The organism is Microbacterium sp. Bi128 (assembly GCF_918698205.1).
Window position 1 is genome coordinate 1 of the sequence record NZ_CAKKMM010001692.1, and the last position, 1,001, is coordinate 1,001.

Annotated in this window: 1 protein-coding gene; it reads left to right on the plus strand. The window is 69.8% G+C overall.

Translation table 11 applies throughout. The features are described from left to right. Positions 1-135: 135 nt before the first annotated feature. On the plus strand, positions 136-1,001 hold an 866-nt coding region (locus tag LQV45_RS35570), incomplete at its 3' end, for a GNAT family N-acetyltransferase (protein WP_230012769.1).

Sequence of the window (1,001 nt, forward strand, 5' to 3'; positions counted from 1 at the left end):
CGCCGGTTCCAGCCAAAGGCCGTCCCGCAACTGCGGGGCGGCCTTTTGCCGTCCTGCGCCGGGACCCCGTGGCGTGCGAAACGTTTGGCATCCGGGACCCTTGGTGCCGCCGGACTTGCCGGTTAGGCTGTCCCGGTGACTACGCCGTCGTACCTCATCGAGGAACTCTCCCTGCCCGCCAGCCTTGATGCTGCCGACACCGATGCCGCTGATACGGCAGAGTTCCTCGAATTCATGGAACTCTGTGATGAGCTCATCCTGCAGACTTGGGGCAACCTGGACCGGGCATCGTCCGCGGCGGCCCGCCTGCAGTACTGGCGGGACACGGCGTACACCCGGCTGCGGCTCTTCTTCGTCCGCGTCGACGGGCGCATGGCGGCCAACTCCTGGGTCCGCTGTGAACTGCAGGAGAATCTGGGCAGTGCGCTGCTGCAAGTGAGCGTCCTGGATGCCTTCGCCGGGCGGGGGATCGGCCGGGCACTGCTGGAGCACGCCGAGGCGCTGGCCTCCGCCGACGGGAGGACCATCCTGCAGACCTTCACCGAGCACCCGGCCGATTTCGACGTCGATGGCACCAACCTCATCAAGCCCGCCACGGGGACCGGAGCGCTGCCCGCCGGCGCGCCGGGCGTCCGCTTCGCCGGAAAAGCCGGCTACCGCCTGGAGCAGGTCGAACGGTTCAGTTCGCTCGACGTCCCGCCCGCCGCGGACCTCGACGCCCTGGAACGGGACGCCCTGGCCCGCGCGGGGGACTATGAGCTGCTGCACTGGACCGATTCCTGCCCGGAGGAACATGCCGCCCAGCTCGCGGTGCTCATGTCCCGCATGAGCACCGACGCCCCCTCCGGTGCGCTGAGTTACGAGCCGGAAATCTGGGACGTCGCCCGGGTCCGCCACGTCGAGGACACCTGGCGGCGCGCCGGCCAGTCCTCCCTCGTGGTGGCGGCACGGCACCGGGCCAGCGGCGAACTGGCCGCCTATACCGGCCTGCAGACCACTGC